The sequence below is a fragment of the uncultured Treponema sp. genome (assembly GCF_946187725.1).
Lineage (GTDB): Bacteria > Spirochaetota > Spirochaetia > Treponematales > Treponemataceae > Treponema_D.
The window spans coordinates 91,406-105,582 of record NZ_CAMHSK010000003.1; the positions used below are offsets into that span (position 1 = coordinate 91,406).

The 14,177-nt window shown below is 43.4% G+C and carries 12 protein-coding genes; 8 read left to right on the forward strand and 4 right to left on the reverse strand.

Translation table 11 applies throughout. The features are described from left to right. Positions 1 to 12 precede the first annotated feature (12 nt). From Q0Q74_RS02295 to Q0Q74_RS02305, 3 genes are all read right to left on the reverse strand, one after another. Positions 13 to 1,515, reverse strand: a complete 1,503-nt coding sequence (locus Q0Q74_RS02295; protein WP_294428115.1) for a nucleoside-diphosphate sugar epimerase/dehydratase — start codon at positions 1,513 to 1,515, stop codon at positions 13 to 15. Then, on the reverse strand, positions 1,499 to 2,887 hold the full coding sequence (locus tag Q0Q74_RS02300) for a GGDEF domain-containing protein (protein ID WP_294428117.1): 1,389 nt from the start codon (positions 2,885 to 2,887) through the stop codon (positions 1,499 to 1,501). Before Q0Q74_RS02300 ends, Q0Q74_RS02295 begins: the two co-directional genes overlap by 17 nt. A 72-nt stretch (positions 2,888 to 2,959) precedes the next feature. After that, positions 2,960 to 3,973 (reverse strand): TRAP transporter substrate-binding protein, encoded by a 1,014-nt coding sequence (locus tag Q0Q74_RS02305; RefSeq protein WP_294428118.1) that lies wholly within the window; start codon positions 3,971 to 3,973, stop codon positions 2,960 to 2,962. Between the two features lie 236 nt (positions 3,974 to 4,209). On the opposite strand from Q0Q74_RS02305, the gene rpsD reads away from it, so the two are divergent. The 6 genes from rpsD to ruvC all read left to right on the forward strand — a co-directional run bounded on the left by rpsD (position 4,210) and on the right by ruvC (position 12,014). Further along, positions 4,210 to 4,803, forward strand: coding sequence for a 30S ribosomal protein S4 (gene rpsD, locus Q0Q74_RS02310; protein ID WP_294428120.1), 594 nt, complete (start codon positions 4,210 to 4,212; stop codon positions 4,801 to 4,803). Positions 4,804 to 4,995: 192 nt separating this feature from the next. Continuing rightward, entirely contained in the window at positions 4,996 to 7,590 is a 2,595-nt protein-coding gene (gene clpB / locus Q0Q74_RS02315; protein ID WP_294428123.1) for an ATP-dependent chaperone ClpB, read from the forward strand. Positions 7,591 to 7,745: 155 nt separating this feature from the next. Next, positions 7,746 to 8,258 carry a TIGR03546 family protein gene (locus Q0Q74_RS02320; RefSeq protein ID WP_294428125.1) on the forward strand — a complete coding sequence of 171 codons (513 nt, stop codon included), beginning with the start codon at positions 7,746 to 7,748 and terminating at the stop codon, positions 8,256 to 8,258. Position 8,259: 1 nt separating this feature from the next. Further along, on the forward strand, positions 8,260 to 10,548 hold the full coding sequence (locus Q0Q74_RS02325) for a TIGR03545 family protein (RefSeq protein WP_294428127.1): 2,289 nt from the start codon (positions 8,260 to 8,262) through the stop codon (positions 10,546 to 10,548). A gap of 99 nt (positions 10,549 to 10,647) precedes the next feature. Further along, entirely contained in the window at positions 10,648 to 11,391 is a 744-nt protein-coding gene (locus Q0Q74_RS02330; protein ID WP_294428129.1) for a YebC/PmpR family DNA-binding transcriptional regulator, read from the forward strand. 125 nt (positions 11,392 to 11,516) lie between these two features. Beyond that, positions 11,517 to 12,014 (forward strand): crossover junction endodeoxyribonuclease RuvC, encoded by a 498-nt coding sequence (gene ruvC, locus Q0Q74_RS02335; protein WP_294428131.1) that lies wholly within the window; start codon positions 11,517 to 11,519, stop codon positions 12,012 to 12,014. 18 nt (positions 12,015 to 12,032) lie between these two features. On the opposite strand, the gene Q0Q74_RS02340 is transcribed toward ruvC, so the two are convergent. Then, entirely contained in the window at positions 12,033 to 12,200 is a 168-nt protein-coding gene (locus Q0Q74_RS02340; RefSeq protein WP_294428133.1) for a hypothetical protein, read from the reverse strand. Between the two features lie 160 nt (positions 12,201 to 12,360). Here Q0Q74_RS02340 and ruvA point away from each other — a divergent pair, with 160 nt between their 5' ends. Both ruvA and ruvB read left to right on the forward strand, forming a co-directional pair. Continuing rightward, a complete protein-coding gene (gene ruvA / locus Q0Q74_RS02345; protein ID WP_294428134.1) occupies positions 12,361 to 13,002 on the forward strand; it encodes a Holliday junction branch migration protein RuvA in 642 nt (213 codons plus the stop codon). An 81-nt stretch (positions 13,003 to 13,083) separates the two neighbouring features. Beyond that, a complete protein-coding gene (gene ruvB, locus Q0Q74_RS02350) occupies positions 13,084 to 14,133 on the forward strand; it encodes a Holliday junction branch migration DNA helicase RuvB (RefSeq protein WP_294428208.1) in 1,050 nt (349 codons plus the stop codon). The last annotated feature ends 44 nt before the right edge of the window (positions 14,134 to 14,177 follow it).

Here is a 14,177-nt window from a genome sequence, read left to right on the forward strand (position 1 = left end):
TAACGCAGATGATTACAGATTCATCGAGTCGTTTTTTTGCGTTACTTTGTAGTATTCGTCCAGAGTCGGAACTGCTTCCCTGAGGATTGAAATGAGCTTTTCTTTGTTGCGGAAACTTTCTTCATCACCATTGAAACAGCAGATTGGCTCAAGTTTTTTTAGAAGAATATCCAGCTTGTCATCGCCGAATTCGATGTTTTTAAGAACCAGAACCTTTTCATAGTCGGTCTTCTGCGGATTTTCTTCTGAAAGCCAAAGCGGCTCGTAAATCCGTTCGCCTTCTCTGGCACCAATGATTTTAATTTCGATGTCTTTACCTGGTTCGTGCCCTGAGAATTTGATTATCTGTTCAGCCAAATCGATTATTTTGATTGGCTCGCCCATATCAAGAAGATAGGACTTTCCATTTTCACCAACACCGCCGGTTTCAAGTACGAGAGAACATGCTTCTGGAATCGTCATGAAAAAGCGTTCCATTTCTTTGTCAGTTACTGTCACAGGTCCGCCGGTTTTAATCTGCTGCTGGAAAAGAGGAAGAATTGAACCTCGTGAGCCAAGAACATTGCCAAACCTTACGAACATGAAATCCTGATCATAAGAGGCTTTTTTTGAATATTGTAGGATAAGCTTTTCGCAGAGCATTTTGCTTGCACCGTAAACGCTTACAGGACTTACCGCCTTGTCGGTTGAAATCAAAACGAAACGCTGAACTCCGCATTCAATAGCGGCATCAAGCAGATTTTTTGTTCCAAAAACATTGTTTTCGATTACGGCAACAGGATTTTCTTCCATCATTGGAACATGCTTGTAGGCCGCACAGTGGAAAATAACATCAGCGCGGGTTTTTTTGATGATATAACGAACATATTCCCTGTCTTTCATGTCGCCGATGATTGGAACAACAGTCGCCGCTTCGCCAACACCTTCCTGTTGTAAAACATGAAGTTCACGGTAAATCTGAACGATTGAATTTTCTCCATGCCCAAAAAGATAGAGACGTTCTGCTCCACCCGAAAGGAGCTGACGCGAAAGTTCTGAACCGATTGAACCGCCTGCGCCTGTAATCAAAACTCGTTTTCCACGAAGATATTGCAGGCTTTCATGCAGCGGAATGATGATTGGAGTGCGGCCAAGAATGTCGAGAGGGTCAATTTCGCGGGTCTGTACAAAATGCGCCTTTCCGTCAATAATCTGGCTTACGCTTGGGAGAATTCGGATATGGGCAAAACCGCCCTTTTTTAAGACCTCGTAGATTTCACGGATTTTTTCTGTAGGTGCGGATGGAATTGCAATTATTGCTTCATCAAGAGGGCCGCATCTAAGCAGTTTTGCAACTTCGGAAATCGTTCCAAGAACCGGGATTCCGTCAATCTGCGTTCCAATAAGATTCTTGTCGTCATCCAGAAATGCCGCAACTGTACCGAAGACTTTTTTGCGCCGCAAGTCCTCTGCAATCATTTGACCGGCAAAGCCGGCTCCGATTATGTAAATCTGTGAATCACTCTTCTGTAGCATAATTCTCTTCGTAAATCTCGCAGCCGCGTTTGCCTTTTTCTTTTACGATGTACAGGGCTTTGTCTGCTTTTTTAAATAATTCATCATTGTAACCGTTTTTAGAAAATGCAACGCCAACGCTGATTGAAACTGGTTTTATTCCGTCTTTGATGTTGAGGAGTTTTTCATTGACACTCAGAATTTTTTGCTTGATTATGTATGCACTCTGTCTTCCACAGTGCGGCATGATTACAGAGAATTCATCGCCACCGATTCTTGCGACATAATCATCAGTTCGGAAAGTTTCGGTAAGAATGCGTGAAAGCTCCTGAAGTGCAATGTCGCCGCCAGCGTGACCGTAGTTGTCGTTTATGCACTTGAAATTATCCATATCGATGAGAAGTAGTGCAATCTGCTGTTTTTTATCTGCGGAAGTCTGGCAAATCTGGTCAAAGGCCCGTCTGTTTAAAATGCCTGTGAGTGCGTCATATTCTGCCTTTTTAAGAAGTGACTGTTCGTTCTGTGCTTTAAGGTCATAAATTTCGTTGTAACTTTCGGCAAGCTGCTTGCATTCCAATGAACCGATAACGCTCAATTTTGTATCGTTCTTAATCGAATTCTTGAAATTTTCGAGAGGAAGAATTATGAGGTAAGCGAATGAAATGAAAAGAATTACATTTACGATTAAGAGCAGAAGAAAAAGGAATCTGAGTCGCTGAATGTTTGTACCGAGTTCGTCAGCATTCATGTTCAGCTCGTCTTTGATTTGATTTTCGATAGCAGCAATTGTGAGACGGCAGTTTTCGTTGATTCGTGTTTTATAGATGAGGTAGCCTTCGCTGTAAAGGTTGTTGAGGGCTGTTTCCTGAAGTTGTTTGGAAGTTGTGTTTTCATCAATGCCACGAATTGGAATTTCTGCGATTTGTGGCGGAATGTTTTCGCTGTTGATAACCTGATATGCCAGTCGGATGGCGTAAAGCTCCATTTTAATAAGGCTGTTGCACTGTTCGATAGCGATTTTAAGACGCTGCAGTGCAAGGTCTTTTTCGGAACAGACTTTTTCCAGATTTTCGAGAGCCTTTTCCTGCCTTTTGGCAATATTGATTTCTTCGAGATAATCCTGAGCGTACATTTCTTTGTGCGTAACGACAAAGAGCCTGGCCCTGTCAGTAAGGTAATTTGAACTTTCCTTGATGAGTTCTGAACTCTGCTCGCAGATTACGAATTTGGCGATGGCATGTTCAACTGCATGGAAGCGGGAATTTACTGTAGCAGAGATAATAAGAATAAAACCGAATACAATTGCCGTGAGAACGATGAAAAAAATGTCGAGAAACTGAATGTTGATTCCTGTTACGGAATGTTGCTTTTCTGAATTCTGCTTGTCCTGCAAGATTTATAAAATCTCCCTACAATGAGTAACTTAAATATTTTATTGCAGGTATCGGAATTTTGCAAGCAAAGATTACTTGTGTTTTGCGTAATTCAGAATTTCACGGTAAAGGTCAAAATCTTGTGCAGAGCCTTCCTTGATGACTTTTTCACAGGCCTTTTGCCATGGCTCGATGTCGGTCACGCTTGTGAGTGTTGCCCCTGCTGCAAGAAGTTCTTTTTTAACCTTGTCTTCTTTGGTCTGAGAGATTTTTCGGCAGTATTCGCTGGCGTACTTTCCTGCTTCGATGAGGATACGCTGCTGTTCTTTTGAGAGTGATGACCAGCATTCTTCGGTGATGATTGTTTCCATTACACCGAGCGTGTGGCCGTCAAGAATCATGTATGGAGCTACAGAATAGAAGTAATTTGCAAGATAGTTTGCGATTGGCTGTTCTGCCGCGTCAATCAGGCCTGTCTGAAGTGCTGGATAAAGGTCAGCGTAGTTTACGGCTACGGAATTTGCCTGGAGACCTGCAATCATTCCCTGCATTGCCTTGTCGTTCGTGCCGCGTACATTGAGGCCTTTGAAATCTTCGACTTTTGTGATTTTTTTGGTTGAGAAGAAGTGTCGGAATCCCTCTTCGCCGAAGAAAAGCCCCCTTAATCCAAGACCGGCTTCAAGCGGTTCATTTAGGATTTTTGCCGCAGTTTCAGAATCAGCGAACTTCCAGAAATGATTGCGGCTGGAGAAGGTGAATGGAACTGAAAGAAGTGATGTTTTTTTGCAGTTGTACATCGCCATGTTGACGGCTGACATACGGTGAATCTGAATGGTGGAATTGGGCTTGAGCATGAGTTCCATTACAGAATCAACATCACCCAGAATGCCTGAGCAGTGAAGGTCGATTTTAATCTTGCCGCCTGAAAGTTCTTCAACCTTTTCTTTGAAGGCATGATCCATCTGCCCCGCGATTGTATCGTCCGGATTGACTTCTGCCATTACTAAAGTGATTTCTTTGATGTCTTTTGCATTTTTCTCGTTGCACGAAATGAGCGATATAATAGAAAGAAATGATGCAGATAATAATAAATGTTTCCTAAGCATTGTGCGAACCCTCTTAAACCGATTGTAATGTAAAAATTGAAATTGTCAAATAAAAAAGATTTTTGCAGTAATCTCTTGTAGAATTGTTTCGGCCTATTGATACGATGCTAAAAAACTGTTAATATATCCAACACTGTTCGCTTATTTTGCTGACAGTGACTTTGAAAAATCAAGCACCTGATTCTACGCGGCTGTTAGAATCTGCCTTGATTAAAATTTATTTTTAGGAGCTAAAAATGGCTACACGACGCAATCCTCGTTTCAAGGAATGTCGAAGACTTGGTGTTAATGTTTGTGGACACCCAAAGGCAATGGACAGAGCTGGTGCACCAGCTTTCAAAAAAACAAAGAAATCTTCTGATTATGCTTTGCACTTAATTGAAAAACAGAAGGTAAAGGCTTACTACAACATTCTCGAAAAACAGCTTCGCCGCTACTTCGAGAAGGCAGCAAAGTCTAAGGAAATGACAGGTACAGCTCTCTTGGTTTCTCTTGAGACTCGCCTTGATAACCTCGTTTACCGACTTGGATTCGCTTCTTCAATCCGCATGGCTCGCCAGATGGTAAGCCACAAGCACATTGAAGTTGACGGAAAAGTAATCAACATCCCTTCATACGCTGTAAAAGTTGGTTCAACACTTTCTTTGGTTGAGAAGATGAGAAAGAGCGAACAGTTCAAGTCTACATACCTCTCAAACAACAGAGCAAAACTTGACTACCTCGAGCGTGATGATGACAACTTCTCTGGTAAGCTTGCTCGTCTTCCACTCCGTTCAGAAATCCCGGTTCAGATCAACGACCAGATGGTTGTCGAATACTACAGCAAATAGTAGTTTCTGAACAGCAAGAAGCCGCTCCATTCGGGGCGGTTTTTTTTTGTTTATTAGACGCGGATGAACGCAGATGCACACGGATTTTATTTTTTATCCGCGTTAATCGGCGTGTATCCGCGTCTTTTTTTCTTGCCGTTTGATGTATTTCTTATTATTTTCATATTGAAAGATAAAAACAGGGGGTATACTATGAATTACGAGCAGTTTACCTTGAAAACACAGGACGCTTTGCAGGAGGCCAGTGCGCTTGCACAGCAGAATGATCATAGCGAAATTGGCTTGCCGCATCTTTTGGTCGCCATGCTCGAGCAGAAGGACGGAATCACCGTTCCTGTAATCGAGCGGATTGGTGTTCAAAAAGAAGCCCTTCTTGAAGCGGCAAAAAATCTTCTTCAGACATATCCGCGTGTCACTGGCAATGTTCAAATGCAGCTTAGTGGCGAGGCTCAGAAGGTTCTTGCAAAGGCCGAAAAGGAAATGTCGGCTCTTAAAGACCAGTTTCTTTCGGTGGAGCACATTCTTCTTGCGATGGCTCAGAGTGACGGCCGCACCGGGGAACTTCTTCGCCAGTACGGAATCACAAAAGAGACGATTCTTGAAGCATTAAAAAGCGTTCGCGGAAACCAGAAAGTTGATTCAAACGACCCTGAGAGCAAAATGCAAGCTCTCGAAAAATATTGCACGGATTTGACGGCTCGCGCTCGCCAGGACAAAATTGACCCGGTAATCGGCCGTGATGAAGAAATCCGCCGAGTGATGCAGGTTCTTGTTCGCCGGACAAAGAACAATCCTGTTTTGATTGGTGAGCCTGGCGTAGGTAAGACTGCGATTGTTGAAGGTCTTGCCCGCCGAATCGCACAGGGCGATGTTCCAGAATCCCTCAAAAACAAACGGCTTTTGTCGCTCGATATGGGAAGCCTGGTTGCGGGTGCTAAATTCCGCGGTGAGTTTGAGGAGCGATTGAAGGCTGTAATCACAGAAGTTACAAAATCAGAAGGCCAGATAATTCTTTTCATTGATGAGCTTCATACGATTGTCGGGGCTGGAGCAAGCGAAGGCAGCATGGACGCGAGCAATTTGCTCAAACCTGCCCTTGCCCGCGGTGAATTAAAGGCAATTGGTGCTACGACTCTCAACGAATACCGTAAGTATATAGAAAAAGATGCAGCATTGGAGCGTCGTTTCCAGCAGGTTTATTGTGCTGAGCCGAATGTCGAGGACACGATTGCGATTTTGCGTGGTTTGCGCGACAAGTACGAGATACATCACGGCGTTAAAATCAACGATGAAGCCCTTGTCGCCGCCGCAACTCTGAGTAACCGCTACATCACGAACAGATTTTTGCCTGATAAGGCCATTGACCTGGTTGATGAAGCCGCAAGCCGCCTTAAGATGGAAATTGAGAGCGAACCTACTGAGCTTGACCAGCTTGAGCGAAAAATCCTCCAGCTCCAGATTGAAAAACAGTCTCTTTCAAAGGAAGACGATGCCGCCTCAAAAGAAAGATTGCAGAAGCTTGAAAAAGAGCTTGCCGAAGTCGTTTCAAACCGTGACGCTATGAGGCTTAAATGGCAGAACGAAAAGGCAGAAATCAATAAGAGCCGCGAGTTAAAAGAAAAACTTGAAGCCGCCCGCTTTGAAGAAGAAAAATACACTCGCGAGGGAGACTTTAACAAAGCCGCTGAATTGAAGTACGGCACGATTCCAGCTCTTGAAAAGGAACTTGCTGCCTCTCAAAAAGCTGATGAGGAGCGTCATAATAAAGAAGACAATGGCCTTTCTGATTCCCTTTTAAGGCAGGAAGTCACTGAGGAAGATATTGCCCGCATCGTAAGCACATGGACTGGAATCCCGATTGCAAAAATGCTTACGAGCGAAAAGCAGAAGTATATTCAGCTCGAAAATGTTCTTCATAAGCGAGTTATCGGCCAGGATGAGGCGGTTAGCGTTGTAAGCGACGCAATCCGCCGAAACAGGGCAGGCCTAAACGACCCAAACCGCCCGCTTGGAAGTTTTATGTTCATTGGACCTACAGGCGTTGGAAAGACGGAGCTTGCGAAAACTCTGGCTGACTTCCTTTTTAACGACGAAAAGGCTCTCACCCGAATCGATATGTCCGAATACATGGAAAAATTCAGTGTGACTCGCCTTATTGGTGCTCCACCGGGATATGTTGGCTATGACGAGGGTGGTCAGCTTACAGAGGCCGTTCGTCGCCGTCCTTACAGCGTAATTTTGTTCGATGAAGTTGAGAAGGCTCACCCGGATGTATTCAATGTGCTTTTGCAGGTGCTTGATGATGGCCGCCTTACAGACGGTCAGGGCAGAGTGGTCGATTTTAAGAACACGATTATCATCATGACAAGTAATCTCGGAAGCGACTTGATTCTGGATGCGGACACTCCTGATAAGATGACAGCCGTTCGACCGGCAGTGGATGCTCTTTTGAAAAAGACTTTCCGCCCGGAGTTCCTGAACCGAATCGACGAAATCGTAATGTTCGGTCGTCTCTCAAAGGACTGCATCAGCGGAATCGTAAAGAATCAGCTGGAGCGGGTAAAATCTCGTCTTGCTGACCGCAGAATCACTCTTGAATTCGACCAGAGTGCCATCGACTTCCTCAGCGATACTGGCTATGATCCGGCATTTGGCGCACGACCTGTTAAAAGGGCGGTTCAGACCTATGTTGAAAATCCTCTTGCAAAGGAGATTTTGGGCGGTCGTTTTGGGGAGGACTGCACGATTCATGTGAAGGGTGGTAACGGCGGATTAATCTTTGAATAAAAATTCTGCTTGTTGCCTTGAATTCAGCATATTCCTGCGTCTGATTGTGGATTTGCCGTCAGATGCGGGAATATGTAAAATCTCTTCTATATAAAATAGCAAATTACTGTAATTATTCATTTTACTTTAAGCGTCTGCTGTGCTACAATGGCCGTATGATAGATAAAATAGTAAGTCTGTTCAAAGCGTTGAACGCTAATGTCAATCCCGGTGAAATAGCACATGCTTTTTCATGCGGAATTCTGCTTGGTTTCATGCCAAAAAACAATCTTCTTTGGTATATAGTCTTCGTTTTCATTTTCTTCATCCGAATCAACAAACCGATGTATCTGATTATGGTGCTGATTGCTTCAACTTTCGCACCTGTCATGGACAATCTGTTTGATAATGTCGGATATGCGCTGCTCACGGTTCCGTCGCTTGCTGATTTCTTCGGAATGCTGCTTGAAATTCCTTTCGTGGCGTTTACAAAGTTCAATAATTCAGTGGTAATCGGTTCTCTTATCGTTGGGCTTATCCTTTACATTCCAATGTATGCTCTTGGGCGGGTTCTTGTCTTTCTCTGGCGTAAACATATCGCTCAGGCAATCCGGCACACAAAGCTTGCAAAGACAATCGCAAAGCTTCCGCTGCTTTCTAAAATCGCCGGCATGGTAGGAGGTGAGTAATATGGATAACGAATTTGAGAAGATTGAGAATGAAATAGTCGGTAAGGGAAAAAAGAAGAGTTCAAAGGCAGAAAAAACGCTTCCTGTCAAAAAATTGCCGGGGCTGTTCAAAAAATCTTACAGCCAGAAAAAATTAGACAAGATTCTGAAAAAGATTTATATAGAAGAAGACAAGCAAAATTTCATTGCACTGTTCTCTGAAAAATACACGAAAGGCAAAAAGGAATTGCTTCGGGTTCCGCTCGATTCCAAATTCTCTAAGAATGAAGTCAAAAAATTAAAGGTGCTTGCGAAGGATATAAAGAACAACAAATCGCGCATCAAATTGGCTCCATTTATTGCTGTCGTGGTTCTTATTTCAGGAATCGGAATCACGGTTACGGTCTTCAAAAATGTCGCCGTAAAATGGGGAATTCAGACTGCAATGCAGGGAATTTTCGGGGCAAAGTGTGATATCGGAAGTGTAAATGTCGAAATCTTTGGAGCTCAGATTACGGTCAATCATCTTGAGCAGGCAAATGCCGATGAGCCGATGAAAAACCTGTTCCAGTTCGATAAGCTTGATTTGGATTTTAATCTTACTCAGCTTTTGAGGGCACGGTTTAATGCTCAGAATCTTGAAATCTCAGGAATTGCACTTGGCACAGAACGAAAAACAAGCGGTGAACTTCCTGTAAAACCAAAATCAGCAAAAGAAAAGGCTGAAAAAAATGATTCGACCGGATTTTATGAAGCACTTAAATCAAAAACTGGTGCCGCAACCGAAGATGCGAAGAATTCAATACTCGAAAAGCTTAATGAATATAATCCTGAGACCATAATGACCAACATCAATGAAAATCTCCAGACAAAAACTGTCGCAAAAGAGGTTGAAGAAGATGTAAAGGCGATGGTCGAGTCCTGGAAGGCAAAACCTGCTGAAATTCAGAATGATGTGGACAATTTCAGGTCTAGTGCAGAAAAACTCACAAAACTCAATGCAAAAAATCTGAAGACCCCTTCTGATATTAAAAAGGCAATCGAGGATATTCAGAATGCTCTTGAAAACGGCAAAAAAGTTAAGAGTGGAGTAGATTCAACTCTTTCTTCTTTTGAAACTGATGCCAAAAAGGTCGATGGATTCAAAAACAAACTGGAAGATGCTGTCAAAGCTGACACTGACATGGTTAAAAATGCCATTCCTGATTTGTCAGTTGAGGAAGCAAAAGGATTCGTTTCTGGAACTTTCGATGAATTCGCATATTCTACACTCGGAAAATACTATCCGTACTTAAAACAGGCGCTTGCTTATGCCGGAACAATGAAGGCTTCTTCTTCAAAAGATGAGGATGTTAAAAAAGAAGCTGTCAAAAAGGCAAAAAAACAGGCTCGTGCTGAATCCAAACGCTATGAAGGCCGCAATGTTTATTGGCGTGCAGACCGCGTGCCAAAACTGCTGATTGAAAACATTCATGGTAGTGGAAGCGGTTCGGATGGAACTTCGCTTGATTTGCGTGTTACGAACATTTCAAGTGATATGGATAAAGTCGGCAAACCGATTGTCGGAAAAGGTGTTTATAAGGCAAAAAGCCGCACCCACAATGCGGGATTCACTGTCGATGCCCGTTCTTCAAGTTCTGCTCCGCTTATTTCAGGTGACTATTCCGGAAACAATTTCCCGATATTCCTTGATATGGCAGAAAAGACCGGCTCGGCTGGACTTCCTTCGTTCAGTGGAACAACATCGGTTACGGCAAATCTTTCTGCTGACTCAGATTTCAGTTTTAAAATCGGCGGAAGTTTCGCTATGAATCCAGTAAAACTTACTGCGCAGCCGCTTTCTTCTGAAATCGCAAACCGAATTTATACTAATGCGCTTGCTGCCGTAAAATCGCTGAATGTCAAAGCAAATGTGGGCTTCAGTGAAAAGAGCGGGCTTGATTTGGATATTTCAACTGATGCTGACAAAATTATTGCAGCTTCCCTCAAAGAAGCCGCTAAAAAGGAACTTGGAACAGTTCAGGCTGAAGCTGAAGCAAAACTCAAAGAAAAGCTTACCGAATATACAGGTGCCAGCAACGAACAGGTGGCAAAATTCACTGAAATTGCTTCAAAGCTTAAAGATTCTAAATCAGCAACTGAAGAACTTAACAAACAGCTTGAGGCAAAGAAGGATGAACTTCAGAAACAGCTGACTGGAGCTGCAACGAATGCGGCTAAAGATGCTGCTTCAAAGGCCGTCGGAAATTCTGCAGCAGGAAAGGCCGCTGAAAAAGCTGCCGGTAATGTGCTTAAAAAATTCGGACGATAGGCTGGCTGTAGATAGAATTTGTTGAATATATTTACACAAATTCTGATTTATGCTATCCTTTATCATTCATTTTGCAAATTTTTTATTTAGGAGTGTTCCATGTCTGGACATAATAAATGGTCTACTATTAAACATGCAAAGGGCGCAGCAGATGCAAAACGCGGCGCATTGTTCACAAAGTTGATTAAAGAAATTTCTATCGCTGCAAGCATGGGTGGTGGCGATCCAAACGCTAACCCTCGTCTTCGTGCTGCAATCGTTAAAGCTCGTGCTGCATCAATGCCAAAAGACAATATTGAGCGAGCTGTCAAAAAAGGTACTGGTGAGCTTGGTGGCGGAACATTTGAAGAATTGGTTTACGAAGGATACGCTGCAGGTGGCGTAGCTGTTTTGGTTGAGGTTCTTACTGACAACCATAACCGTGCTGCTGCAAATGTCCGCAATATCTTCAACAAAACAGGCGGAAACTTGGGTACATCAGGTTCTGTAAGCCGCATGTTCGACCGCAAAGGCGTTATCGAGTACGATGCAGAAGTTGTTTCAGAAGATGAAGTAATGGAAGCTGCTCTTGAGGCTGGTGCAGAGGATGTTGAGAGCGAAGACGGAATCATCACTGTTACAACAGCTCCAAATGATTTCACTGCTGTTGTTGAAGCTCTCGAACCAAAAGGCTGGACTTCACTTTCTGCAGAAGTTGCTATGGTTCCACAGGCTTATACTGCAGTCGATAAGGATACAGCTGCTAAAGTTCAGAAACTCATCGATCGTCTTGAAGAAGATGATGATGTTCAGAATGTTTGGACAACAGTTGAATATCCGGATGACTTCGAGCCAGAGGCATAATTCGGGCAGAATTACTTCTTGTAATTTTTGACTGCATGGTTGATTCTTGTTAGTCAACCTGATTGCTTTAACCCCACATTCACTTGTGGGGTATTTTTTTTGTACTATTCAAATTGATAAAAAAGATGCAGAAAAGGCGTGTAATTGGTATTGACCCGGGACTTGCTCATACAGGTTTTGGCGTGATTGATGCAACTGGTAATAATATTCGGCTCGTGAGCTATGGCGTGATTGAGACTTCGCCAGATGAGGAGCATGGTACGCGCCTTCTTGCGATTTACAACCGCTTGCTTGCGGTGCTTCAGGAATTCAGGCCTGTACAGGCGGCAATGGAAGAGCTTTATTTTGCACGAAATGTTACGAGTGCACTATCTGTTTCAGAGGCAAAGGGCGTTGTTACGATGTGCCTTGCGCAGCACGCAATCCCATTAAACATGTACAGACCAAATCAAATCAAACACGCTGTAACGGGAACAAAGACCGCAGATAAAAAAACTGTCGAGCAGTATGTGAAAATTCTGCTTAATCTTGAGACTGAACCCAAACCTGATCATGCGGCAGACGCTCTTGCCGCCGCAATTACTCATGTTTTTTCAACAGCTGGACTTGATTATATTATTTAGGAAAATGCTGAAATTATGTCAGTTTTCTTCTTCAACTTCGCTATGCTGTGTTCCTGCAATGTAAGCGTGCTGAATTAACTTTCTGAGCATTTTCTGTTTTGAATAGGTGAGCACATCGCTATAGATGTTGTAGCACTCTTTGAAAACGCTTTCCGGGATGGTGATTTCTTTGTTTGTCGGTGACATAAGCTAATACTCCTTTTTGCCTGTTCCGTGAGTGGGCGGAAAGACGGTATATGGTTTATATCAGGGGCAGTGATACTTTTTATACTTAAATTATAAGTACTATTCATTCATCCGTCAATAGTAGTTTCATAATTTTTTCCTTTGTGATACAATTTTTAATATGTTCAATTCTCTGTCAGGTGTGATTACAGGCAAATTTCCTCAGAAACTTTTTCTTGATGTTAATGGAATCGAATGGGACATAATTGTTCCTGACACGACTCTTGATGATTTGCCTAAGCTTGGCGAAAAAGCCCGTGTTTTTACATGGTTGCAGCACACGGACAGCGCGATGAATCTTTTTGGTTTTGCATCCTCAAAAGACCGAGATTTGTTTTTTGATTTGAATAAGGTCGATGGAGTAGGGCCAAAATCTGCTGTCAAAATTATGAGTTCCATTCAGCGCGATCAGCTTATTTCTTCTTTGGAAAATGGTGATTTGGCTGCTCTCGAAAAAATCCCTGGACTTGGTAAAAAAACTGCTCAGAAAATGCTTCTTACCCTCAAAGGCAAACTTACGCTCGATGATGAACTTCCAGGTGCAAAAATTGTTGTAAACCGAGGCGGAGAATACGCTGATGTTGTTGCGGCACTTGCGAATATGGGATATGACAAACGGGATGTTGAAACTTGTATATCAAGTCTTGTCGAAGAACTGAACAAAGAGCTCGCTCCTGCAGGTGAGGTTCCTTTTAAAAACAAAACCCGCGATGCCAAAGAGGAAATTCTTTTCCGAAAGGCAATCGTGGCACTGGCTCAGTAAATTAAAACGGAAAGTTAAAAATTGAAAGATAATTTTGACAACGAAATAAATGAATTTTCTCAGCTTGCATCGCAGGCAAATATGGCCAGTCAGGCGGCTGGAAGCCTCAATATTGTGAGGGCTGATGTTCCCAGTGAAGAAGATTCGCAGGATGGCTCTCTTCGTCCGAAAATGCTCGATGAGTTTTTGGGGCAAAAGGAGATTAAAGAGAATCTGTCCGTATTCATTCAGGCGGCACGCGAACGCCGTGAAGTGCTTGACCATCTTTTTTTGATTGGGCCTCCTGGTCTTGGCAAGACGACTCTTGCAGAAATTACGGCTCATGAGCTTGGTGCTGATTTTAAAGTGACTTCTGCACCGGCACTCGACAAACCTAAGGATTTGGCCGGCATCTTAAGCACGATTTCTCCTGGAACTGTGTTTTTTATCGATGAGATTCATCGTCTCAAGCCCGCAATAGAAGAAATGCTTTACATTGCAATGGAAGATTTTGAGCTTGACTGGGTAATCGGGCAGGGGGCGGCGGCCAGAACTGTGCGTATTCCGATTCCGAAGTTCACGCTTGTGGGGGCAACGACTAAGGCTGGCATGGTTTCAAAACCGCTTCAGACTCGTTTTGGAATTATTCAGCGGTTCAACTTTTACACAAATGAAGAACTTTCTTCTATTATAAAGCGAAGTGCAGCAATCCTTAACTGTAAGATTGATGATGATGCGGCATTGCTTATGGCTCGGAGCAGTCGTGGAACTCCGCGCGTGGCAAACAGGGTTTTGCGTCGCATGAGGGATTTTGCCCAGTTCTATGGTGACGGAAGAATCACTTTGGCTATTACGGAAGACGGTCTTAAAAAGCTTCAGATTGATTCTCTGGGCCTGGAGCGCTATGACAGGGAAATTCTTCTTTCTATAATAAACAATTTTGGTGGCGGACCGGTGGGTGCTGAAACCCTCGCAATATCAATCGGGGAAGCACAGGACACCCTTGAAGATTATTATGAGCCCTATCTGATTCAGTGCGGGCTTATCCAACGCACACCGAGGGGAAGAATCGTGACGGCTAAAGCATATCAGCATTTGGGACTGGATTATAAGGCAAATGCCTCAAACAGCCAGCCGAGTTTGTTTGAATAGAAAGTGCCGCTCCGCTATGGAGCAGTGGCGAAGCCAGACGCGAA